The sequence below is a fragment of the Aminobacter sp. BE322 genome, assembly GCF_050433525.1.
Lineage (GTDB): Bacteria > Pseudomonadota > Alphaproteobacteria > Rhizobiales > Rhizobiaceae > Aminobacter.
Window position 1 is genome coordinate 1 of the sequence record NZ_JBNPXB010000034.1, and the last position, 20,815, is coordinate 20,815.

The 20,815-nt window shown below is 66.6% G+C and carries 19 protein-coding genes; 15 read left to right on the forward strand and 4 right to left on the reverse strand.

Annotated elements, in window-relative coordinates; genetic code table 11:
- Window positions 1–617 precede the first annotated feature (617 nt).
- Window positions 618–1,787, reverse strand: a complete 1,170-nt coding sequence (locus J2X50_RS24200; protein WP_429098672.1) for an Mrp/NBP35 family ATP-binding protein — start codon at window positions 1,785–1,787, stop codon at window positions 618–620.
- Between the two features lie 212 nt (window positions 1,788–1,999).
- Here J2X50_RS24200 and J2X50_RS24205 point away from each other — a divergent pair, with 212 nt between their 5' ends.
- The 10 genes from J2X50_RS24205 to J2X50_RS24250 all read left to right on the forward strand — a co-directional run bounded on the left by J2X50_RS24205 (window position 2,000) and on the right by J2X50_RS24250 (window position 11,548).
- Entirely contained in the window at window positions 2,000–2,413 is a 414-nt protein-coding gene (locus J2X50_RS24205; protein WP_429098674.1) for a VOC family protein, read from the forward strand.
- Window positions 2,414–2,449: 36 nt separating this feature from the next.
- The gene (locus J2X50_RS24210) at window positions 2,450–2,977 is read left to right on the forward strand and encodes an SRPBCC family protein (protein ID WP_429098677.1); all 528 of its coding nucleotides are present in this window, start codon (window positions 2,450–2,452) and stop codon (window positions 2,975–2,977) included.
- A 72-nt stretch (window positions 2,978–3,049) separates the two neighbouring features.
- Window positions 3,050–3,427, forward strand: a complete 378-nt coding sequence (locus tag J2X50_RS24215) for a VOC family protein (RefSeq protein WP_429098680.1) — start codon at window positions 3,050–3,052, stop codon at window positions 3,425–3,427.
- 469 nt (window positions 3,428–3,896) lie between these two features.
- Complete coding sequence (locus tag J2X50_RS24220) at window positions 3,897–4,796, forward strand: LysR family transcriptional regulator (protein WP_429098683.1); 900 nt, start codon at window positions 3,897–3,899, stop codon at window positions 4,794–4,796.
- Window positions 4,797–4,938: 142 nt separating this feature from the next.
- On the forward strand, window positions 4,939–5,415 hold the full coding sequence (locus J2X50_RS24225) for a formate dehydrogenase subunit gamma (RefSeq protein WP_429098686.1): 477 nt from the start codon (window positions 4,939–4,941) through the stop codon (window positions 5,413–5,415).
- On the forward strand, window positions 5,415–6,971 hold the full coding sequence (locus J2X50_RS24230; protein WP_429098689.1) for a formate dehydrogenase beta subunit: 1,557 nt from the start codon (window positions 5,415–5,417) through the stop codon (window positions 6,969–6,971). The genes J2X50_RS24225 and J2X50_RS24230 overlap by 1 nt, the downstream gene beginning before the upstream one ends.
- Window positions 6,972–6,981: 10 nt before the next feature.
- Complete coding sequence (fdhF, locus tag J2X50_RS24235; RefSeq protein WP_429098692.1) at window positions 6,982–9,861, forward strand: formate dehydrogenase subunit alpha; 2,880 nt, start codon at window positions 6,982–6,984, stop codon at window positions 9,859–9,861.
- 153 nt (window positions 9,862–10,014) lie between these two features.
- A complete protein-coding gene (gene fdhD / locus J2X50_RS24240) occupies window positions 10,015–10,845 on the forward strand; it encodes a formate dehydrogenase accessory sulfurtransferase FdhD (protein WP_429098694.1) in 831 nt (276 codons plus the stop codon).
- Complete coding sequence (locus tag J2X50_RS24245; RefSeq protein WP_429098695.1) at window positions 10,835–11,089, forward strand: formate dehydrogenase subunit delta; 255 nt, start codon at window positions 10,835–10,837, stop codon at window positions 11,087–11,089. The genes fdhD and J2X50_RS24245 overlap by 11 nt, the downstream gene beginning before the upstream one ends.
- A gap of 141 nt (window positions 11,090–11,230) precedes the next feature.
- Window positions 11,231–11,548 carry a hypothetical protein gene (locus J2X50_RS24250; RefSeq protein ID WP_429098698.1) on the forward strand — a complete coding sequence of 106 codons (318 nt, stop codon included), beginning with the start codon at window positions 11,231–11,233 and terminating at the stop codon, window positions 11,546–11,548.
- On the opposite strand, the gene J2X50_RS24255 is transcribed toward J2X50_RS24250, so the two are convergent.
- Together J2X50_RS24255 and J2X50_RS24260 are read right to left on the reverse strand one after the other, a co-directional pair.
- Entirely contained in the window at window positions 11,527–12,168 is a 642-nt protein-coding gene (locus tag J2X50_RS24255; protein ID WP_429098700.1) for a DedA family protein, read from the reverse strand. The two genes, J2X50_RS24250 and J2X50_RS24255, sit on opposite strands and share 22 nt — an antisense overlap.
- A complete protein-coding gene (locus J2X50_RS24260; protein WP_429098701.1) occupies window positions 12,165–12,764 on the reverse strand; it encodes a class I SAM-dependent methyltransferase in 600 nt (199 codons plus the stop codon). Before J2X50_RS24260 ends, J2X50_RS24255 begins: the two co-directional genes overlap by 4 nt.
- Before the next feature lie 304 nt (window positions 12,765–13,068).
- On the opposite strand from J2X50_RS24260, the gene J2X50_RS24265 reads away from it, so the two are divergent.
- Together J2X50_RS24265 and J2X50_RS24270 are read left to right on the forward strand one after the other, a co-directional pair.
- Window positions 13,069–13,743 carry a response regulator transcription factor gene (locus tag J2X50_RS24265; protein WP_429098704.1) on the forward strand — a complete coding sequence of 225 codons (675 nt, stop codon included), beginning with the start codon at window positions 13,069–13,071 and terminating at the stop codon, window positions 13,741–13,743.
- Window positions 13,740–15,122, forward strand: a complete 1,383-nt coding sequence (locus J2X50_RS24270; RefSeq protein ID WP_429098706.1) for a sensor histidine kinase — start codon at window positions 13,740–13,742, stop codon at window positions 15,120–15,122. Before J2X50_RS24265 ends, J2X50_RS24270 begins: the two co-directional genes overlap by 4 nt.
- Before the next feature lie 447 nt (window positions 15,123–15,569).
- On the opposite strand, the gene J2X50_RS24275 is transcribed toward J2X50_RS24270, so the two are convergent.
- Entirely contained in the window at window positions 15,570–16,337 is a 768-nt protein-coding gene (locus tag J2X50_RS24275; RefSeq protein ID WP_429098709.1) for a DeoR/GlpR family DNA-binding transcription regulator, read from the reverse strand.
- 363 nt (window positions 16,338–16,700) lie between these two features.
- Here J2X50_RS24275 and J2X50_RS24280 point away from each other — a divergent pair, with 363 nt between their 5' ends.
- From J2X50_RS24280 to J2X50_RS24290, 3 genes are all read left to right on the forward strand, one after another.
- Window positions 16,701–17,585, forward strand: coding sequence for a phosphotransferase (locus tag J2X50_RS24280; protein ID WP_429098711.1), 885 nt, complete (start codon window positions 16,701–16,703; stop codon window positions 17,583–17,585).
- A gap of 2 nt (window positions 17,586–17,587) precedes the next feature.
- Window positions 17,588–20,029: a GcvT family protein gene (locus J2X50_RS24285; protein ID WP_429098714.1), complete on the forward strand. Its 2,442-nt coding sequence runs from the start codon at window positions 17,588–17,590 to the stop codon at window positions 20,027–20,029.
- Window positions 20,030–20,189: 160 nt separating this feature from the next.
- A complete protein-coding gene (locus J2X50_RS24290) occupies window positions 20,190–20,675 on the forward strand; it encodes a CAP domain-containing protein (protein WP_429098716.1) in 486 nt (161 codons plus the stop codon).
- Window positions 20,676–20,815: the final 140 nt, after the last annotated feature.

A 20,815-nucleotide genomic window follows, 5' to 3' on the forward strand; every position in this document is an offset into this window, starting at 1 on the left:
CAAAGTCCCCATCAGCCATCGCATCAAGAAATGCGCCTGGAATGACGACTATCTAATCCAGGCGCTGACCCATATGCGATAGCCCTGCCCCACAAGGGGGGAGATCAGGCCTTCATATGCCCACCTGCCAAATCGCGAGCAAGACAGAGCAGGCAATCTTGCCGGGACGAGATGCCATGGCGGGGCTGCAAATTCCCCATTGATGGGGCGTGATCACATCGCCTTGAGGTTTGGCGGTCCCATACCCCCACCCCTAACCCCTCCCCACAAGGGGGAGGGGGACCATCTCGTCGCCCTTTGCCACCAAAGTCGCCGACGATTGGCGCATGACGGCCGTGCCACAAAATCCCCCTCCCCCTTGTGGGGAGGGGTTAGGGGTGGGGGTAGGTTCAGATGCGATTGCGCGGGGTTGGGAGTGCGTCGCCACCGGTGACGAACGGCGACAAAACGAGTTGAGCCCCCAAAAAATCGCAAGCCCGTGGAAAGGCAGTTCACGCCGGCCGCGCCAAAGGCGCCGGCTCGAGCATCGTCGCGCGGAACGCGGCTCACGGGATCACGGGGACTGAAGGCCCGGCCGCCAGGAGCCGCGCCAGTCGATCCCGCGAAAGACCCCTCGCCTATTCGAAGACGATGGTCGGCGTCGCCGCTTCGGAAGCGCCCTGTTCTTCCTGCAGGCGCGACCAGACCCGGGCCGCGATGTCGCGATAGACCTTCGCGCCCACCCCGTCGGGGTTCGAGACCACGACCGGCTTGCCGCTGTCGGAGGTCTCGCGGATCTGCATCTCCAGCGGCACTTCGCCGAGGAAGGTGACGCCGAGGCGCTCCGCCTCCCGCTTCGCGCCGCCATGGCCGAAGATGTCGTAGCGCTTGCCGGTGTCGGGGGCGACGAAGTAGCTCATGTTCTCGACGATGCCGAGCAGCGGCACGTCGACCTTCTTGAACATGTTGAGGCCCTTGCGCGCGTCGATCAGCGCCAGGTCCTGCGGCGTGGACACGATGACCGCACCCGCCAGCGGCACCTGCTGGGCCATGGTGAGCTGGGCGTCGCCGGTGCCGGGCGGCATGTCGACGACGAGGACGTCGAGCGGACCCCATTCGACCTCGCGCAGCATCTGGGTCAGCGCCGACATGACCATCGGCCCGCGCCAGATCATCGGCGTCTCCTCGTCGACGAGGAAGCCCATGGACATGACCTTGAGGCCGTAGTTCTGCATCGGCTTGAGGATCTTGCCGTCGACCGTTTCCGGGCGGCCATGGATGCCGAGCAGCCTGGGCATGGACGGGCCGTAGATGTCGGCGTCGAGCACGCCGACCTTGAGGCCGTTGGCGGCGAGGCCGAGCGCGATGTTGACGGCGGTCGTCGACTTGCCGACGCCGCCCTTGCCGGAGGCGACCGCGATGATGGCCGAGATGCCGGGCACGCCGCGCTTGCCATGGCTCTGCGAGGCAGGCGCATGCGGCGCCGGCCGCGGGGCCGCGGCGGGCGCGGGGCGAGGTGCGGCGGGGCGCGGCGGAACCGGCGCTTCCATGCCGCCGCCCTTCTTTTCCGCCGTCAGCGCGACGACGGCGCCGCCGACCCCGGGGATGGCCTTGACCACGCGCTCGGCCGCGGCGCGCAGCGGCTCCATCTCCTGCGCGCGGGCGGCCGGCACGGTGATCGAGAAGAACACCTTGCCGTCGGCGATGAAAATCTCCGAGACGAGGCCGAGTTCGACGATGTTGCCGGTGAAATCGGGGCCGTTGACGGTCCTGAGATGCTCAAGCACGGCTTCCTTGGTGACTGTCATTTGGCGAACGCACTGCTCCCTGTTGGGTTTCAGATAATGCAGTTTGGTCGAAGAACCAACTACCCGAAATGGCGGCCAGGTGCCGCGCCGGTTGGCAACGCCGCCAACCGCCCCATCTATTGGCGGACGAAATAAATTTTCGCGGCGTGTCGGGTGAGCGCCACCGGCCGCGTCCTTGGGGCACAGATACCTGTCCACAGGGAGATGAAGCCATGAAGCTCGTGACCTACCTCTTCTTCAACGGCAACTGCCGCGAGGCCTTCGAATTCTATGCCAGGCTGTTCGACGGCGAAATCGCCGGCATGGTCACCTATCGCGACGAACCCGGCCAAGGCAGCGTGCCGGCCGAATGGCTGGACAAGGTGATGAACGTGCAGCTTTCGATCGGGGACCAGGCGCTGATGGCCTCCGACGCGCCGCCGCAATATGCCAGCGACATGAGCGGATTCTCGGTGTCGGTCGACCTGGGCGACCTCGGCCGGGCCGGGCGCGTCTTCGCGGCGCTGGCCGACGGCGGCACCGTCAACATGCCGTTTCAACCCACCTTCTGGGCCAAGGGCTTCGGCATGGTGAAGGACAGGTTCGGCACGCCCTGGATGATCAGCAGCGGCAACGCCCGAGAATAGGCACAGCGAACACACGCCCGCCACGGAGATCATGACATGCCGCTCGTCGCAATCATTCTCGGCCTCGTCGTGCTGGCGATCCTCGCGATCGCGGCGTCCAAGCCGAGCCATTTCATGCTGAAGCGCAGCGCCGACATCGCCGCCGCCCCGGAGACGATCTTCGGGCTCATCAACGACTTCCGCCGCTGGCAGGACTGGTCGCCGTGGGAGAAGCTCGACCCCGAACTGAAGCGGACGATGAGCGGCGCGGAAGCCGGCGAAGGCGCCATCTACGAATGGAGCGGCAACAAGAAGGTCGGCCAGGGCCGCATGGAGATCACCGACATCTCGGCACCCACCGAAATCGTCATCAAGCTCGACTTCCTGAAGCCTTTCGAGGCCCACAACGTCGCCGAATTCACCATCGAACCGCAGGGCGGCGGCAGCCGGGTGACGTGGTCGATGCACGGGCCCAACCCGTTCATGGCCAAGCTGATGCAGGTGTTCATGAACTTCGACAAGATGGTCGGCAAGGATTTCGAAAAGGGCCTGGCAAACCTGAAGGCCATCGCCGAACGGGGCTGAACAAGTCCTGGTCCGCCAGGGCGGGCGAGGCATCTCCGCCGGCGCATTCTCAAACCTGCGAAGGAGGACAGCATGCTTGGACACACCAATGCCATCGCCAACATCGCGGTCAGGGACCTCGGCCGCGCCAAAAACTTCTACATCGGCACGCTCGGGCTCTCGGAGGTCGAGGCGATGGGCGACGAAGTCGCCGTGCTGAAGAGCGGCAGCACGCTCGTCAACGTCTACCGGTCCGACTATGCCGGCACCAACAAGGCGACCGCAGTCACCTGGGCCGTCGGCGGCGACATCGACCGGCTGGTGAAGGAGCTGAAGACCAAGGGCATAAGCTTCGAGCACTACGACCTGCCGGAGACGAAGCGCGAGGGCGACATCCATGTATTCGGCGACATCAGGGTGGCGTGGTTCAAGGATCCGGACGGAAACATCCTGAACCTGATCAACCAATAGGGTTTTGGAGGTCGCCCGGGCTTGCCGGATACCCGCCCAGGTAGCTGGCATTGGACCGTCGTGAACCTCATCGCGGTCACGGCATGGATCCCCGGGTCTCCGCAGGTCGCTTCGCTCCTGCTCCGCCCGAGGATGACGAAGGCATGAGCTTTGCCGCCAATCTCCGAGGTTGCGAATGGCAGCAGGCTCGCTCTTGCAGCAGGCTCGCCTGTTCTTGCTAATTGCACACGTTGAGGATTGGCCGAGGCAACTATGCCTTCGTCATCCTCGGGCGGAGCAGGAGCGAAGCGACTGCGGAGACCCAAGGATCCATGCCGCGACATCGATGAAGCCTGTTCCGGTGCAAGCTTCGCCATACTGCAGAACAGACATCGGCAGATCACCCGACACACCTCCTACTGCAAGTAACCCACCCGACCGCGGCGCAACCAGTCTGGCGCAAGCTGCCGGCTCCAGATAGCTTCGCAGCATGATCGACAAGCTGGAATTCTTCATCGCCCTCGCCAGGGAACAACATTTCGGACGCGCCGCCGAGGAATGCCGCGTCACCCAGCCGACGCTGTCGGCCGGCATCAAGCAGCTCGAGGACATTCTCGGCGTGATGCTGGTGCAGCGCGGCTCGCGCTTCCAGGGCCTGACGCCGGAGGGCCGGCAGGTGCTGGAATGGGCGCGCCGCATCGTCGGCGACACCCGCGCCATGCGCGAGGAAATGCGCGCCGCCCGCCACGGCCTGTCGGGGCGCATCCGCATCGCGGCGATCCCCACCGCGCTCGCCATGGTGCCGAAGCTGACGACGCCGTTCCGCGACAAGCACCCGGGCGTGACCTTCTCGGTGCTGTCGCGTACCTCGATAGAGGTGCTGTCGCTGCTCGGCAATTTCGAGATCGACGCCGGCATCACCTATCTCGACAACGAGCCGCTGGGGCGCGTCACCAGCGTGCCGCTCTATGCCGAGCGCTACCAGTTGATCACGGCGGCGGGCAACGAATATTCCGACCGCGACAAGGTGACCTGGGAAGAGGTGAGCACGCTGCCGCTCTGCCTCCTGACGCCCGACATGCAGAACCGCCGCATCATCGACCAGCACCTCGCCGAGGCCGGGGTGCAGGTGCGGCCGACGCTCGAATCGAATTCGATGATCGTGCTGTTCTCCCACATCAGGACCGGCAAGTGGTCGTCGATCATGCCGCTCAACCTCGCCGAGACCTTCGGTTTCGCGGAGCCGATCCGGGCCATTCCCATCGTCGAGCCCGACGCCAGCCACACCGTCGGCCTGGTGGTGGCGCGCCGCGATCCGAACACGACGCTGGTGCAGGCGCTGCTTGACGAAGCCATGACGCTGGCAGGCGATTTCCACCGCAACTCGTGAGCTAGACTCCCCCTCCGTCGTCCACTCGATAGAAAATTTTTATCATGTGACGAAACAGCTTTATTGATTCCGGCCCTAGCGATCGGGTTCAATAGGAACATGGCGCCCAAGGGAACGGCGCGAATGTCAGGGAGGGCGCTGCGTGGTCATGCAGCCTGCAAGTACCGATGTCGCCGCGAGGACATCTGCGGTGATCAGCGAATTGAGGAATCTCGAGGGTCCGCTGATCCCGATCCTGCATGGTGTCCAGGAAGAGTTCGGCTATGTGCCGCAGGAAACCCTGCCGATCATCGCCGAGGCGCTCAACCTGTCGCGCGCCGAAGTGCACGGCGTCTTCACCTTCTACCACGACTTCCGCAAGGAGCCGGCCGGCCGCCACGTGCTGAAGCTGTGCCAGGCCGAGGCCTGCCAGTCGATGGGCAGCGACGCCATCGCCGCCCAGATCAAGCAGAAGCTCGGCATCGACTTCCACGAGACGACCAAGGACGGCGCAGTCACGCTGGAGCCGGTCTACTGCCTCGGCCTGTGCGCCTGCGCGCCTTCGGCCATGCTCGACGGCGAGGTGATCGGCCGTCTCGACGCCGACAAGATCGACGAGATCGCCGAGGAGGTGCGCTGATGAGCGTGACGATCTACGTTCCCGGCGATTCCGGCGCGCTGGCGCTCGGTGCCGACAGGGTCGCCAAGGCGATCGAGAAGGAAATTTCCGCACGCGGCCTCGATGCCAGGATCGTGCGCAACGGTTCGCGCGGCATGTACTGGCTGGAGCCGATGGTGGAGGTCGCGACCGCATCCGGCCGCGTCGCCTATGGCCCCGTCTCGGCCAAGGACGTCGCCTCGCTGTTCGACGCCGGCCTCGTCTCGGGCGGGGAGCACAAGCTGTCGTTGGGCGACCCGGAAAAGCTGCCCTTCCTCGCCAAGCAGACGCGCCTGACCTTCGCCCGCTGCGGCATCACCGATCCGCTGTCGCTCGCCGACTACGAGGCCCATGGCGGCCTCGCCGGCCTGCGCAACGCGGTTGCGATGGCGCCTGCCGACGTCGTCAAGCAGGTGACCGAATCGGGCCTGCGCGGCCGCGGCGGCGCCGGCTTCCCGACCGGCATCAAGTGGAAGACCGTGCTCGATACGGCGGCCGAGCAGAAATACATCGTCTGCAACGCCGACGAGGGCGACTCGGCCACTTTCGCCGACCGCATGATCATGGAAGGCGACCCCTTCGTGCTGATCGAGGGCATGGCGATCGCCGGCCTCGCCACGGGCGCCACCAAGGGCTACGTCTACATCCGCTCCGAATATCCGCATGCAATCGCCGCCATGACCAGGGCGGTCGAGGTGGCCAGGAAAGCGGGCGTCCTGGGCAAGAGCGTTCTCGGATCCTCCCAAGGCTTCGACATCGAGATCCGCTCGGGCGCGGGCGCCTATGTCTGCGGCGAGGAAACCTCGCTGCTCAACAGCCTCGAGGGCAAGCGCGGCGTGGTGCGCGCCAAGCCGCCGCTGCCGGCGATCGAAGGCCTGTTCGGCAAGCCGACGGTCATCAACAACGTCATCTCGCTCGCTTCCGTGCCGATCGTCATGGATAAGGGCGCGCAGTACTACAAGGACTTCGGCATGGGCCGCTCGCGCGGCACCATCCCGATCCAGATCGCCGGCAACGTCAAGCATGGCGGCCTGTTCGAGGTGGCCTTCGGCCTGACGCTGGGCGAGATCGTCGACGAGATCGGCGGCGGCACCCGCAGCGGCCGGCCGGTGAAGGCGGTGCAGGTGGGCGGCCCGCTCGGCGCCTATTTCCCGCGCGCGCTGTTCGACACGCCGTTCGACTACGAGGCGTTCGCGGCCAAGGAAGGCCTGATCGGCCATGCCGGCATCACCGTGTTCGACGACAGCGCCGACATGCTGAAGATGGCCCGCTTCGCCATGGAATTCTGCGCCATCGAGAGCTGCGGCAAGTGCACGCCCTGCCGCATCGGCTCGACGCGCGGCGTCGAGACGCTCGATAAGCTCAAGGCGAACATCGAGCCGGAAAAGCAGCTCGCGCTGGTGAGCGACCTCTGCAACACGATGAAGTTCGGTTCGCTCTGCGCACTTGGCGGCTTCACCCCCTACCCGGTGATGAGCGCCATCAACCATTTCCCCGAAGATTTCCGGCCGGCTGCGGTCGCTCAGGCTGCGGAATAGGAGACAGATCATGGGTCTCGTACACGAAATCGACTTCGGCACCCCTGCCTCCAAGTCCGAAAAGCAGGTCACGCTCACCATCGACGGCTTCGAGGTGACCGTGCCCGAAGGCACCTCGATCATGCGAGCATCGATGGAGGCGGGCATCGAAATCCCGAAGCTCTGCGCCACCGACATGGTCGACGCCTTCGGCTCCTGCCGTCTCTGCCTGATCGAGATCGAGGGCCGCGCCGGCACGCCGGCGTCGTGCACCACCCCGGTCGCGCCGGGGCTGGTCGTGCACACCCAGACCGGCCGGCTGAAGGACATCCGCAAGGGCGTGATGGAGCTCTACATCTCCGACCACCCGCTCGACTGCCTGACCTGCGCCGCCAACGGCGACTGCGAGCTGCAGGACATGGCCGGCGCCGTCGGCCTGCGCGACGTACGCTACGGCTACGAGGGCGAGAACCACGTCTTTTCCAAGCGCGACGGCGGCGAGAACTTCAACTGGATGGCGAAGGACGAGTCCAACCCGTACTTCACCTACGACCCGGCCAAGTGCATCGTCTGCTCGCGCTGCGTGCGGGCGTGCGAGGAGGTGCAGGGCACATTCGCGCTGACCATCGAGGGCCGCGGCTTCGGCAGCCGCGTTTCGGCCGGCATGCACGAAGCCTTCCTCGACAGCGAGTGCGTGTCCTGCGGCGCCTGCGTGCAGGCCTGCCCGACCGCGACGCTCCAGGAGAAGTCGGTCATCCAGATCGGCCAGCCCGAGCATTCGGTGGTCACCACCTGCGCCTATTGCGGCGTCGGCTGCTCGTTCAAGGCCGAGATGCGCGGCGAGGAGCTGGTGCGCATGGTGCCGTGGAAGGACGGCAAGGCCAACCGCGGCCACTCCTGCGTCAAGGGCCGCTTCGCCTATGGCTACGCCACCCACAAGGAGCGTATCCTCAACCCGATGATCCGCGAGAAGATCACCGATCCGTGGCGTGAAGTCAGCTGGGAAGAGGCGATCGCGCACACCGTCAAGGAATTCCGCCGCATCCAGTACCAGTACGGCCGCGGCGCCGTCGGCGGCATCACCTCGTCGCGCTGCACGAACGAGGAAACCTACCTGGTCCAGAAGATCATCCGCCAGGGCTTCCGCAACAACAACGTCGACACCTGCGCCCGCGTCTGCCACTCGCCGACCGGCTACGGCCTCGGCCAGACCTACGGCACCTCGGCGGGCACGCAGGACTTCGATTCGGTCGAGCACACCGACGTCGCCCTGATCATCGGCGCCAACCCGGCATCGGCCCACCCGGTGTTCGCCTCGCGCCTGAAGAAGCGCCTGCGCGCCGGCGCCAAGCTGATCGTCATCGATCCGCGCCGTACCGAAATGGTGAAGTCGCCGCATATCGAGGCTGCCCATCACCTCGCACTGAAGCCGGGCACGAACGTCGCCGTCGTCACGGCGATGGCGCATGTCATCGTCACCGAGGGCCTGTTCAACGAGGCGTTCATCCGCGAGCGCTGCGACTGGTCGGAATTCCAGGACTACATCGAGTTCGTCTCGGATCCGCGCCACAGCCCCGAGGAAGTCGAGAAGCTGTCCGGTGTGCCGGCCGAGACCATCCGCGGCGCAGCCCGGCTCTATGCCACCGGCGGCAACGGCGCGATCTACTACGGCCTCGGCGTGACCGAGCACAGCCAGGGCTCGACCACCGTCATCGGCATCGCCAACCTCGCCATGCTGACCGGCAACATCGGCCGCAAGGGCGTCGGCGTGAACCCGCTGCGCGGCCAGAACAACGTGCAGGGCTCGTGCGACATGGGCTCGTTCCCGCACGAACTGCCCGGCTACCGCCACATCTCGGGCGACGCCGTGCGCGACATCTATGACAGCCTGTGGGGCGTGAAGCTCGACGAAGAGCCGGGCCTGCGCATCCCCAACATGCTGGACGCCGCCGTCGACGGCAGTTTCAAGGGCATCTACATCCAGGGCGAAGACATCCTGCAGTCGGACCCCGACACCAAGCATGTCTCGGCCGGCCTGGCTGCGATGGAATGCGTCGTCGTGCAGGACCTGTTCCTGAACGAAACCGCCAACTACGCCCACGTCTTCCTGCCGGGCTCGACCTTCCTCGAGAAGGACGGCACCTTCACCAACGCCGAGCGCCGCATCAACCGCGTGCGCAAGGTGATGTCGCCGAAGAACGGCTATGCCGACTGGGAAGTGACGCAGTTGCTCGCCCAGGAGATGGGCCTCGCCTGGAACTACCAGCACCCGTCCGAGATCATGGACGAGATCGCCAAGACCACGCCGTCCTTCGCGTTCGTCTCCTACGAGCGCCTGGAGAAGCTGGGCTCGGTGCAGTGGCCGTGCAACGAGAAGGCGCCGGAAGGCACCCCGATCATGCACATCGACGGCTTCGTCCGCGGCAAGGGCAAGTTCATCCGCACCGAATATGTGGCGACGGACGAAAAGACCGGCCCGCGCTTCCCGCTGCTTCTGACCACCGGCCGCATCCTCAGCCAGTACAATGTCGGCGCGCAGACCCGGCGCACCGAAAACATCGCCTGGCATGCCGAGGACCTGCTGGAGATCCACCCGCACGACGCCGAAAACCGAGGCCTGCGCGACGGCGACTGGGTGCGGCTGGTCAGCCGCGCCGGCGAGACGACGCTCAGGGCGACAATCACCGACAAGGTATCGCCGGGCGTGGTCTACACCACCTTCCACCACCCCGACACGCAGGCCAACGTCATCACCACCGACTTCTCGGACTGGGCGACCAACTGTCCGGAGTACAAGGTGACGGCGGTGCAGGTGTCGCCTTCCAACGGTCCTTCGGACTGGCAGAAGGACTACAACGAGCAGGCCCAGCAGAGCCGTCGCATCGCCGGCCACATGGAAGCGGCGGAGTAGGATGGTGCGCACGACGCAGACCTTTCCTTCTCCCCGTTCACGGGGAGAAGGTGGTCCGAAGGACCGGATGAGGGGCAGAGCCAGCCTCTCAGGGTTTGCGCTGCCCCTCATCTGCCTGCCGGCATCTTCTCCCCGTAAACGGGGAGAAGAACGATGACCACCGACCGCCCCGCCATCACCCAGACCTCCCGCCTCGCCCGCCGGGCGGGCGGGACCTCGGTCGCCAACCGCATGGTGCCGGAAGAGACCCCGGTGGCGCTGTCCTATGGCGGCACGACGCATGCGGTGATGATGGCGAGCCCGGCCGATTTCGAGGATTTTGCGCTCGGCTTCTCGCTGACCGAAGGCATCATCGGTTCGGTCGAGGAGATCGAGGCGATCGAGGTGCTCGACGTCGAGGCCGGCATCGACATCCAGATCAGGCTGAAGGACAAGGCCAACAAGCGCTTCGAACAGCGACGGCGCCGCCTCGCCGGTCCGGTCGGCTGCGGGTTGTGCGGCATCGAATCCATCGAGGAGGCGATGCGCTCGGTCTGCGACGTGCACAAGCCTCCGCTCGGGCTTTCCGCCGACGACATCGTGCAGGCGGTGAAGATGCTGTCCAAGATGCAGCCGCTGCACGCCGAGACGGGTGCAGTCCACGCCGCCGGTTTCTACGTACCCGGCAAGGGCGTGGTGGCGGCACGCGAGGACGTCGGCCGCCACAACGCGCTCGACAAGCTGGCGGGCGCGCTGGACAGGGCCGGCATCGACGGCGACTCGGGCGCGGTCGTCGTGACCAGCCGCGTCTCGGTCGAGATGGTGCAGAAGACGGCGGCCATCGGCGCGCCCTTCATCATCGCCGTCTCGGCCCCCACGGCCCTTGCCATCCGTACCGCCGAACAGGCGGGCATGACGCTCGTCGCGCTGGTGCGCGGCGACGATTTCGACATCTTCACCCACCCCGACCGTGTGAATACCGGAGCCGCGAAAAATGTCGCATGACGACGAAGACAGGATGAGCACGAAGCAGAAGCTCGTCTACATGGCGAACCAGATCGCCACGTTCTTCGATAGCAAGCCGCATGACGAAGGTGTTGCGGGCATCGCCGAGCACATCAACAAGTTCTGGGACCCGCGCATGCGGCGCCAGTTCTTCGAGATGCTGGATGCCGGCGGCGCGGGCATGAAGCCGACGGTGGTCGAGGCCGCCGCCAAGATCAGGCGCCCCAAGCAGGACGCCGCCTGAAAACCAATCGATCGGGACAGTCAAGCAGGGCGGCCGGGCCAGTTCCGGCCGCTTTCGTTTGGCCGCCCGCTACGTTCGTTAGAAAGTCGGGTAAGTGCTACAGTAGGAACGGAGGCCTCCAACCCTGATGGGAGAAGAAGCATGTTCGTGGCACGATGGAAGATCGACGCCCGCTTCGGGCATAAGCAGAGTGCAATCGAGCTGATGCGCCAGTGGGAGCGCGAGATCGGTCCCCAGGCCGGGACCGACAAGATGGCAATGCAGATACTGACCGGATCGCTCGGCGCGAAGGAAGCCACGATCGAGGTCAACCACCAGGTCGAGAGCCTGGCGCAGCTCGAAGAGATGTTCGCCAAGATTTCCAAGATCGACGCCCACGCCCAGTGGGGCAAGAAGCTCGAACCCCTGGTGGTCTCGGGCTCGTCCTACTGGAACATCTACAGGGTGGTCGAGGATTGAACCGGCGCCTCGTCCGGTGAACCGTCGGCGGCCGCCCGCCGGGCGATCGCCGACAGCTTCAGCGCGGCGAGGAAGACGACTTCGACAGCCACCACGATCAGGATGATGCGGAAGCCGAGGGCAACCGGGTCGCGGCCGCTCTCACTCATCATGTAGCCGCCGGTGAGGAAGGCCGCGTTCCACATCAGGCTGCCCGAGAACGTGGCCACCGCGAAGGGCACGAAGGAGAGGCGCAGCACGTCCGCCTCCAGCGCCAGATAGGTGCGCGCCACCGGCACCAGCTGGGCGATCAGCGACGCGCGGAAATTGTTGCGGCGGTAGGCCTGCGCCAGCCGCTGGTAGGTGGCATGCTTGAGCAGCACATATTTGCCGAAACGGCGAACGACCGCATCGGCGCGGTCCGGGCCGAGCCAGTTGCCGGCGGCGTACCAGAGCATGGAGCCGGTGCCGGAACCCAGCGTCGTCGCCAGCATCAGCGCCACCAGCGTCTGCCAGTCCGGCGCAGCCGTCATGCCGAAGAACAAGAGCAGCACATGCGAGGGCGGCACCGGCGAGATCTTCTCGGTGAAGGCGAGCACGCCGGCGCCGAGCACGCCAAGGCCGAGGAAGGATGGGATCATGCGAAGCGCCAGTCGTAGCCCTTGGCCGGCTTCATCCGCCTGATGCGGTAGACGGCGGCCGGCGGGATGTTGCGGAAGGTGTGGCCGACGCGGGCCACTTCGAGATCGAGACGGTCGAGCACCGACCGGTCGATGGGGCAGCGGAAGCCGTAGGTGAAGACGTACATCGCCCCATCCGCCCCGAGGCTGGCGAAGGCGCCCTCGAGGATGGCGTAGGTCTGGCGCGGCGGGATCGCCAGGAACGGCAGGCCGCTGATGACGGCGCCGACGCTGCTGCCCTCGAAGTCCGGGACATGGCGCAGCCCGGCTGCGTCGACCTCCAGCACCCGCGCCGCCGGAAAGCGCTGCCTGAGCAGGCGGGCGAACTCAGGGTTGAGCTCGACCAGCGTCAGCTCCCGCTCCTTCACCCCGCGGGCGACGAGCGCCCGGGTGAACGATCCGGTTCCGGCGCCGAGCTCCAGCACCGGACCGGTCTCGGGACCGATCTCGCGGGTGATCAGCGTGGCCAGGCTAGCGCCCGACGGCGCGATGGCGCCGATCCTGCGCGGCGCCGAAGCCCATGCCTTGAGAAACGACAAAGCGTCGCCTGCAGCCATTTCGAACCCCCTCTCGCATGTCCTGCCGGCGAATCGGCGCCGGATCCTGGCGAAGACTGCTGCGACTGCTGGATTGCACCTGCATTGCGAGAATCGGCGGAATTGAGGCATTCCCGAGTTGCATCGGCAAGAATGACCAAGTCGCAATGCTTTCGCAATGTTGGCGCACTAGAGCGGCGGGCATTTCTGTAGAATGCAATTCCGCCGTTCCAGCTGTTTTTCCCAGCCGCATTTGTGCGACACCAGACAAACCCGTCTGACCGCAAGATGCTCCAGCCGGAGCCGCACGTTGCCGGAGACTTGGATGCGCATATTGCTGGTCGAAGACGAGCCGGAACTGGCTTCCGCCCTGCGCACGGCGCTGAAGCGCCACGACATGGTGTGCGACCACGCGGCATCGCTGCTCGAAGCCGGGGACTATGCCGACGCGGAGAGCTACGACGCGATCCTGCTCGACCGGCAATTGCCCGACGGCGACGGGCTGACGCTGGTGCCCAGGCTGCGCGCCCGCGGCAACGCCACGCCGGTGCTGGTGCTGACGGCGCGCGGCGACACCGCCGACAAGGTCGACGGGCTCGACATGGGCGCCGACGACTACCTGGCCAAGCCCTTCGCCTTCGAGGAACTGCTTGCGCGGCTGCGCGCCCTGCTGCGCCGTCCCGCGGCGATCCAGGCGCAGGTGATCCGCGCCGGCGAGCTCGTCCTCGACCTCGGCCACCGCGAGGTCTCGGTGCGCGGCGAAGCCATGTCGCTGCCGCGCCGCGAGCTGCTGGTGCTGGAGGCGCTGATGAAGCGGACGGGACGCATGGTGCAGCGCGCCTCGCTGATGGAGGCCGTGTTCGGGCTCGACGACGAGATCCAGTCCAACGCCCTCGACACGCATGTGTCGCGGCTGCGCCGCAAGCTCGCCGACGCCGACTGCGGCGTCGAGATCAACGGCGTGCGCGGCGTCGGCTACCTTTTGCGCGAGATTGCATGAAACCGGCCCTGCTGCTTGCGCCGCTGAGGCGGCTGATCCGCCCCGGCTCGCTGAAATGGCGGCTGGTGTGGCGCCTGGTGGTGCTGCAGGTGGTGATGCTGACCCTGCTGATCGCGCTGATCATCGGCGGCTTCGTGGTGACCGGCGTCATCCCGCAGGAATATGAAGGCCGCGCCGTCGAGATCCTCAAGAAGGACGTGCGGCGCGACGACCAGGGCCGGCTCGTGCTGAGGGAGAGCCCGGCGCTCGCCGACCTGCGCGCCGAGGTGCCCGACCTGTGGTTCGTGATGCGCGACGAACAGGGACATTCGCTTGCGGAAGGCGCCGTCCCGCAGGAATTCGCCCGCATGGCGGCGTCGCTCGACAACATCGACAACGCCAAGCTGGTCTGGAAAAGGGGGACGACGCTGCCGGCGGCCATCGTCTCCTGGTACGACACCAAGGCCGGGCGCGTGCAGATCTTCACCGGCGCCCAGGGCCGGTTCCGGCTCACGGCGCTGCTTGCGGTGACGCCCGAACTGTTCCTGCAGGCGATCCTGCCGATCGGCGGGGTGATGGGGCTGGCGACGCTGGTGGTCATTCCGCTGGTGGTGCGCAACGCCTTCAAGGGCCTCGGGCAGGCGGCCCAGCTGGCCGAGAAGATCGACGTCGATGCGCGCGGCGTGCGGCTGCCGGTGGCACGGATCCCGACCGAGATCGCGCCGCTGGTGAAGGCCGTGAACGGCGCGCTCGACCGCCTGGACCGGGGCTACGAGCGGCACAAGCGCTTCCTGATCGACGCCGCGCACGAGCTGCGCACGCCGGTCGCCATCCTCAACACCCGCATCACCTCGCTGCCGGCGACGCCGGAGCGGGCGCGGCTCCTGCAGGACACGGCGCGGCTGTCGACGCTCACCGACCAGCTGCTCGACATCCAGCGGCTGGGCCGGCAGCCCGAGGGGCTCACGCCGATCGACCTGGTGGCGGCGGCACGCGGCGTGGTCGTCGACCTTGCGCCGATGGCGTTCGCGACGGGCTACGAGATGTCGTTCGAACCGGCGGCGGACGAGCTGTCCGTCAAAGGCGACCGCACCGCGATCGAGCGGGCGATCACCAACCTGGTGCAGAATGCCATCGAACATGGCGGCAATGCCGGGCGCATCACCATCACCGTGGCGCGGCCCGCGACGGTCGAGATCAGCGACGAGGGCGACGGCGTGCCGGAAGCCGAGCGCGACAGGATATTCGAGCCGTTCTACCGCCTGCGCCCGCGCGGCCACGGCGCCGGGCTCGGGCTGAACCTGGTGCAGGAGATCATGCAGATGCATGGCGGCCGCATCGAGCTCGACCGCGCCCGGAACGGCGGCGCCTGCTTCAGGATGGTGTTCCCGGCGGCGTAGGGCCCAACGTCACCGCGCAAGGCAGGTCCATGAATGTGCCGAAGGGGCGTCCGATACCCCCACCCCTGACCCCTCCCCACAAGGGGGAGGGGGACTTTGCGGCACGGCCCTCACGCGAACCTTCGACGATTTTCGGCGGCAAGGGCGGCGCGTTGATCCCCTCCCCCTTGTGGGTGTTTGGACCGGGGACATCGCGAACAGGTGTGCGAAGACATCGCGAACAGGTGTGCGCCTATGGCGCGAGGGGGTTCTGGATGTCCCCGGTCCAAACAGTGGGGAGGGGGTAGCCTTTCCTTGCGCCGCCCGGCTATCGCTGCCCTGCTGCCAGGGGCCGTCGACGGCTGGCACGCGACGGCGGTGCAACAGAATCCCCCTCCCCCTTGTGGGGAGGGGTCAGGGGTGGGGGTTAGACTTCGGTGGGGGTAGCTTTTCCTTGCCCGGACCCGGCTATGGCGCGCCGGCGACGGTCAGTTCGGCGCCGGCCGCCGCCAAGGCTTCGGCGAGGTCGGCCGGCGGCGCGCGGTCGGTGACCAGCTCGCCGAAACCGGCGAAACCGCAGACCTGGACCAGCCCCTGGCGGCCGAACTTGGTGTGGTCGGTGACCACGACCGAGCGCTGGCCGCGCGCCAGCACCGTGCGGGCGAACTCGGCCTCCTCGAGATTGTAGTCCATCACCCCGTTCGCCGCGTCGACCGCGCCGGCCGAGATCACCGCATGGGCCACCGCGAAGCGGCTGACGAACTCGATGGCCGAGACGCCGAAGGCGGCGCCGCTGTCGCTGCGCAGCTCGCCGCCGGCCATGTAGACCTTGTTGCCGTTGACGGTCGCCAGCGTGCGGGCGATGTCGGACGAATTGGTGACGACCGTCAGCCGGCGATGGCCCAGCAATTCGCGCGCGAGGTAGCTGGTGGTGGTGCCGGTGTCGAGCATGACCGAGTCGCCGTCGCGGATGGTGGCGGCGACCAGCTTGGCGATGGTGCGCTTGGCCTCGGCATTCTCGCGCATGCGCCGCTCGAAGGGCGCCTCGCCGACCACGGTGGGCAGGCCGATGGCGCCATGCATCTTGAGGATCGAGCCATTGTCGGCGAGCGGCTTGACGTCGCGCCGTACCGTTTCCAGCGACACGCCGAGCTTGTCGGCGAGATCGGCGATGGTGATCGTGCCCTCGGTTTCGAGCAGGCGCAGGATTTCGCTGTGACGCTTTGAATGGTTCATCAGGCGGCCCCGGTCAGACGGCGCGTTTGGCCGAATCTGAGGATAGAAATGACCGACCTTATCGCATTCACGCGATCGATCTCAACATATACGGTCAAAAGAACAACAAAAACCACAAAACCGGATTGACTCCGCCGCTTCCGCTGCGTGAGACTGGCCTTTGAGGAATACGCTCAAGCATGTACCCCCACCCCTGGCCCCTCCCCACAAGGGGGAGGGGAACGATTTCGCCGCCATTGCCGCCAAAATCGTCGAAGGTCGGTGCTGGGCGGCCGTGCTGCAAAGTTCCCCTCCCCCTTGTGGGGAGGGGTTGGGGGTGGGGGTAATTTCATACGCGATTGCCCTACAACTCGGAGAGGCTGGATGACGAACAGCGAGGACCGCATCCGGGCCCTGCCCTTGTGGAACGGGCCGGTCACGATCGCGCCGCTCAAGGGCGGCATCAGCAACGAAAGCTGGCTGGTCGAGGACCGCAACGGCCGCCACGTGGTGCGCTTCGGCAAGGACTATCCGTTCCATCACGTCTTCCGCGACCGCGAGGCGATGGTGGCGAAGGCCGCCTTCGAGGCCGGCTTCGCGCCCGAGCTGCAATATGCAGAGCCCGGGGTGATGGTGAGCGAACATCTCGGCGCAAAGACCTATGGCGCGGACGAAGTGCGCGCCAACACCGTCCGGATCGGCCGGCTGATGCGGCGCTTCCACGAGGAGATGCCGCGCCACGTCTTTGGCCCCGGCTTCATGTTCTGGGCCTTCCACGTCATCCGCGACTATGCCCGCACGCTCGCAGCCGGCAAAAGCCGGATGACGGCCGAGCTGCCGCGCTATCTTGCGCTGGCGGAGGCGTTGGAGAAGGCGCAGGCGCCGCTGCCGATCATCTTCGGCCACAACGACCTTCTGCCGGCCAACTTCCTCGACGACGGCGGCAGGCTGTGGCTGATCGATTTCGAATATGCCGGTTTCTCGACCGCGATGTTCGACCTCGCGGGTGCAGCCTCCAATGCCGGCATGACGGCAGAGGAGTCCGACGAACTGCTCGGCGCCTATTTCGGCGGCAAGCCGGACCAGGCGATCCGCCGCTCGCACCAGGCCATGCAATGCGCCTCGCTGCTGCGCGAGGCGATGTGGAGCATGGTCTCGGAACTCCACCTCTCCGCCCCCGGCGTCGACTATGTCGCCTACACCGCCGAGAACCTCGACAAGCTCGAGGCGGCGCTCGAAACCTACCAGAACCAGTACGGGAAACTGTAGACATGGCCCTCCCTTCGCATGCGCAGATCGTCGTCATCGGCGGCGGCATCATCGGCTGCTCGACGGCCTATCACCTCGCCCGCGACCACAAGGCCGACGTGATCCTGCTCGAACAGGGCAAGCTGACCTCGGGCTCGACCTGGCATGCGGCGGGGCTGGTGGGGCAGCTGCGCTCGTCGGCGTCGATCACCCGCGTGCTCAAATATTCGGTCGAGCTCTACAAGGGGCTGGAGGCCGAGACGGGCCTTGCCACCGGCTGGAAGATGACCGGCTGCCTGAGGCTCGCCACCAACCAGGACCGCTGGACCGAATACAAGCGGCTGGCGACGACGGCCAAGAGCTTCGGCATGGACATGCAGCTGGTGTCGCCCGACGAGGTCAAGCGCATGTGGCCGCTGATGGAGACGTCGGACCTGGTCGGCGCCTCGTGGCTGCCGACCGACGGCCAGGCCAGCCCGTCCGACATCACCCAGTCGCTCGCCAAGGGCGCGCGCATGCATGGCGCAAGACTGTTCGAAAACGTGCGCGTGACCGGCTTCGAGATGAAGGACGGCCGCATCCTGAAGGTCAAGACCGACCAGGGCGACATCGCTTGCGACAAGGTGGTGAACTGCGCCGGCCAGTGGGCGCGGCAGGTGGGCGCGATGGCCGGCATCAACGTGCCGCTGCAGCCGGTCAAGCACCAGTACATCATCACCGAGAAGCTGCCGGGGCTGGCGACCGACGCGCCGACCATCCGCGACCCCGACCGGCGCACCTATTTCAAGGAGGAAGTCGGCGGGTTGGTGATGGGCGGCTACGAGCCCAATCCGCAGGGCTGGACCACCGGCGACGTGCCCAACGACTGGGAGTTCCGCCTGTTCGACGACGACTTCGATCATTTCGAGCAGCACATGATGCAGGCGATCGAGCGCGTGCCGGGTCTGGCCAACGTCGGCGTCAAGCAGATGATCAACGGCCCGGAAAGCTTCACGCCCGACGGCAATTTTATTCTTGGCGCGGCACCTGAGTGCGCAAATATGTTCGTCGGCGCCGGCTTCAACGCCTTCGGCATCGCCTCGGGCGGCGGCGCCGGCTGGGTGCTGGCGCAGTGGGTGGTCGACGGCGAGGCGCCGCTGGACCTCTGGGTGGTCGATATCAGGCGCTTTTCCGGCCTGCACCGCGACCGGCAGTGGGTGTCGGACCGGACGCTCGAAGCCTATGGCAAGCACTACACCATCGGCTATCCGCATGAGGAATATGAGAGCGGCCGGCCCTACATCGTCTCGCCGCTCTATGAGCGGCTGAAGGCGCATCGCGCCGTGTTCGGCTCCAAGCTCGGCTGGGAGCGGCCGAACTGGTTCGCGCCCGAGGGCATGGAGGCCAGGGACGCCTACGCCATGGGCCGGCAGAACTGGTTCGGGCCGGTGGGCGACGAGCACCGGCATGTGCGCGAGGCGGTCGGCGTGTTCGACCAGTCGTCCTTCGCCAAATACGAGATGACGGGCAGGGACGCGCAGCAGGCGCTCGACCTGATCTGCGCCAACGACGTGTCGAAGCCCGCGGGCAGGTTGACCTACACGCAGCTGCTCAACACGCGCGGCGGCATCGAGGCCGACCTCACCGTGGCGCGGCTTTCGGACGAAAAATTCTACATCGTCACCGGCACCGGCTTCCGCACCCACGACCTCGCCTGGATCGGCGACCACGTCCCCTCGGGGCTGGACGCGAAACTGGTCGACGTCACCGAACAGTTCGGCACGCTGTCGCTGATGGGGCCGAAGGCGAGGCTGGTGCTCGAAGCGGTGACCGACGCCGACGTCTCCAGCGCCGCCTTCCCCTTCGGCCACGTGCGCGAGATCGGGATCGCGGGCGCTGCCGTCCGCGCCCTGCGCGTCACCTATGTCGGCGAACTCGGCTGGGAGCTGCACGTGCCGATCGCGGCGACCGGCGAGGTGTTCGACGCGCTGATGGCGGCGGGCGCCGCACACGGCATCCGCCCCGTCGGCTATCGCGCGCTGGAATCGCTCAGGCTCGAAAAGGGCTACCGTGCCTGGGGCTCGGACATCACCCCCAACGACACGCCGTTCGAGGCAGGCCTGGGCTGGGCGGTGAAGCTCAAGAAGGACGGCGACTTCCTCGGCCGCAAGGCGCTGGAGAAGGCCGGCAACGCGCCGCTGACCAAGCGCCTCGCCTGCTTCACCGTCGACGACAAGGACGTGGTGCTGGTGGGGCGCGAGACCATCCTGCGCGACGGCCAGCCGGTCGGCTATCTCACCAGCGGCGGCTATGGCTACACGGTCGGCAAGAACATCGGCTTCGGCTACGTCCGCAATGCGGCGGGCGTCGACGATGCCTTCCTGTCAGGCGGCAGCTACGAGCTGGTGGTGGCGATGGAGCGGGTGCCGGCGAAGGTCCATCTCGAACCGCTGTTCGATCCCGGCGCGGCAAGGGTGAAGGCCTGAGCGGAGATCGGGACCGAAATCCGGGAAGGATATTGCCCAGATCTCGGTGCCCCGGCGACATTTGCGCGCCGGGCCGGGCGCGCGGCGCCGCACTCCGCCAAAAAGCCATGATCTGCCTTATCAAGGCTCGCAAGGACGGGCACGGGACAAGGACATGATCATGACGAGACGCATCGGCGGCGCGGCACTGCGCGCAACGGCACTGGGCGGCCTGATGCTGCTCGCCGCCTGCCAGACGGGCGCGAACATGGCCGGCGACGGCGCCGGAGCGTCGACGACCGGCGTCGCCTACCTGCAGACGATCCGGTCGGAATACGGCCTGCCGCCACTGCAGCCCGACGCGACGCTGGAGCGCGCGGCCCTGCAGCAGGCGGCCTTCATGGCCTCCAGCGGCAAGATGGAGCACACCACCGGCTGGGGCAGGGACTTTGCCGCACGCATGAATGACAACGGCGTTGCCGGTGCCGCTGCCGAGAACATCGCCCATGGCGGCATGGAGCCGGCCAAGCTGTTCTCGATGTGGATGAATTCCGAGGGCCACCGCCGCAACATGCTCGACCCGCGCTTCAGCAAGTTCGGCCTCGCCTATGTGCGCGAGGCCAAGGGCAGCGACAAGCGCTACTGGGCGCTGGTGCTGGGCAAGTAGGACTCGCCTCACTTACAGGATTGGCGTCGGGTACCCCCACCCCTGACCCCTCCCCACTGTTTGGACCGGGGACATCGCGAACAGGTGTGCGAAGACATCGCGAACAGGTTTGCGCCTATGGCGCGAGGGGGTTCGGGATG

Coding starts and splice junctions, on each gene's coding strand:
- J2X50_RS24200 (WP_429098672.1), bottom strand. CDS start 1,787: ATGACAGTCACCAAGGAAGCCGTGCTTGAGCATCTCAGGACCGTCAAC.
- J2X50_RS24205 (WP_429098674.1), top strand. CDS start 2,000: ATGAAGCTCGTGACCTACCTCTTCTTCAACGGCAACTGCCGCGAGGCC.
- J2X50_RS24210 (WP_429098677.1), top strand. CDS start 2,450: ATGCCGCTCGTCGCAATCATTCTCGGCCTCGTCGTGCTGGCGATCCTC.
- J2X50_RS24215 (WP_429098680.1), top strand. CDS start 3,050: ATGCTTGGACACACCAATGCCATCGCCAACATCGCGGTCAGGGACCTC.
- J2X50_RS24220 (WP_429098683.1), top strand. CDS start 3,897: ATGATCGACAAGCTGGAATTCTTCATCGCCCTCGCCAGGGAACAACAT.
- J2X50_RS24230 (WP_429098689.1), top strand. CDS start 5,415: ATGAGCGTGACGATCTACGTTCCCGGCGATTCCGGCGCGCTGGCGCTC.
- fdhF (WP_429098692.1), top strand. CDS start 6,982: ATGGGTCTCGTACACGAAATCGACTTCGGCACCCCTGCCTCCAAGTCC.
- fdhD (WP_429098694.1), top strand. CDS start 10,015: ATGACCACCGACCGCCCCGCCATCACCCAGACCTCCCGCCTCGCCCGC.
- J2X50_RS24245 (WP_429098695.1), top strand. CDS start 10,835: ATGTCGCATGACGACGAAGACAGGATGAGCACGAAGCAGAAGCTCGTC.
- J2X50_RS24250 (WP_429098698.1), top strand. CDS start 11,231: ATGTTCGTGGCACGATGGAAGATCGACGCCCGCTTCGGGCATAAGCAG.
- J2X50_RS24255 (WP_429098700.1), bottom strand. CDS start 12,168: ATGATCCCATCCTTCCTCGGCCTTGGCGTGCTCGGCGCCGGCGTGCTC.
- J2X50_RS24260 (WP_429098701.1), bottom strand. CDS start 12,764: ATGGCTGCAGGCGACGCTTTGTCGTTTCTCAAGGCATGGGCTTCGGCG.
- J2X50_RS24265 (WP_429098704.1), top strand. CDS start 13,069: ATGCGCATATTGCTGGTCGAAGACGAGCCGGAACTGGCTTCCGCCCTG.
- J2X50_RS24270 (WP_429098706.1), top strand. CDS start 13,740: ATGAAACCGGCCCTGCTGCTTGCGCCGCTGAGGCGGCTGATCCGCCCC.
- J2X50_RS24275 (WP_429098709.1), bottom strand. CDS start 16,337: ATGAACCATTCAAAGCGTCACAGCGAAATCCTGCGCCTGCTCGAAACC.
- J2X50_RS24280 (WP_429098711.1), top strand. CDS start 16,701: ATGACGAACAGCGAGGACCGCATCCGGGCCCTGCCCTTGTGGAACGGG.
- J2X50_RS24285 (WP_429098714.1), top strand. CDS start 17,588: ATGGCCCTCCCTTCGCATGCGCAGATCGTCGTCATCGGCGGCGGCATC.
- J2X50_RS24290 (WP_429098716.1), top strand. CDS start 20,190: ATGACGAGACGCATCGGCGGCGCGGCACTGCGCGCAACGGCACTGGGC.